The organism is Ruminococcus sp. RTP21204st1_B2_RTP21204_210225, assembly GCF_040914135.1.
In the GTDB taxonomy this organism is placed as follows: Bacteria; Bacillota; Clostridia; order Oscillospirales; family Ruminococcaceae; genus Hominimerdicola; species Hominimerdicola aceti.
Window position 1 is genome coordinate 1 of sequence record NZ_JBCPGA010000123.1, and the last position, 1,136, is coordinate 1,136.

Genomic DNA, 1,136 nt, shown 5'->3' on the forward strand with positions numbered 1-1,136 from the left:
CTCCAGTATCTCAAACCCCACAGCCGCAGAAAAGCTGTCGATCTCAACACGTTCGGTCTCGTCTGCGAAAACCTGTATTAAAAATCCTTCGCAAAGAACATCTCTGCCGTTCTTGTCGACCCTGCTAATGTTTATGTCGGGTGAGATCTTTATGTAAAATCCTTTGTATCTCATTTGACCACGCTCCTTAAAACTTCATCTGAAAATCATTATCTTCTTCAAAATCCTCGTCCGGTTCATCATCAAAATGCTGACTGCAAACCGACCTTTCAAGTGCCGCCCTCAGATAGCTTGTGTCCATACCGTTCGCCTCATATCCCTGCTTTATAACATTGTAATAATAACTGGTTGGCGGAGAGATCTGTCCTTTGTTCATCAAATACGCCATGCACTCTTTCTTTTCGCCGTTGACTTCTATATCAAACAACTCCTTGCGGTAAAGATTCGGGAATCCCTCATACCTATCAAGACTGTGTTCGTCACGTCCGTCTATCTCCCATATCAGAACGGGTACTTCCGACTTCTCATTCGGTACGATCGTTGCCACACCACGAAATTCAAGTTCATAGCCCTGCATCATTTCTGTGCTTACAACCTTTGAATTCGGACAGCGATGCGCCATCTGTTCAAGGTTGATGTTGCTGCCATAGGCAATGTATAATCTTTTGTATTCCATGTTTTCCTCCTTACATACTCATTTCAAATTCTTCTTCAAATTCGTCACATTCACTTTCTGACGGCTCAATGTGTTCTTCGGGTACATTTTCGACTTGCGTGCTGTTGTCGCTTACAAGCTCGACACGTTGCTCACGGGCGGCTTGCCGCTCCAGCTCACGTTTTTCTTTCAGCTTTGCCCTTGCAGCAATTCCATCCTCAGGGTGCCGCCAGGCAATATCGCCCTCAAGATGTTTCAGAAGATGTGTCCTGCAATTCTTGAATTCTTCACCTATCAGTCCAAGATTCAAAAGCCATACCCTAAAGCTGTACCGCATATTATCACTCTGCGAAACGTGAGGAGAGCAGTATTTCTTGGTCATTGCCGCATTGCTTATGGCTAACGCAAGCACTATCTGACTTCTTACCTCTCCTGCGTGAAGAGAACCGTTGTACGCTCTTATCTCATAATGTCCGTGCTG

General features: G+C 45.1%; 1 protein-coding gene and 1 pseudogene. Both read right to left on the reverse strand.

Annotation, left to right across the window (positions count from 1 at the left end; translation table 11 throughout):
- Positions 1-187: 187 nt before the first annotated feature.
- Positions 188-676 carry a gamma-glutamylcyclotransferase family protein gene (locus AB5123_RS14395; RefSeq protein WP_117859748.1) on the reverse strand — a complete coding sequence of 163 codons (489 nt, stop codon included), beginning with the start codon at positions 674-676 and terminating at the stop codon, positions 188-190.
- A gap of 10 nt (positions 677-686) precedes the next feature.
- Positions 687-1,136: pseudogene (locus tag AB5123_RS14400) on the reverse strand (hypothetical protein); the annotation flags it as partial.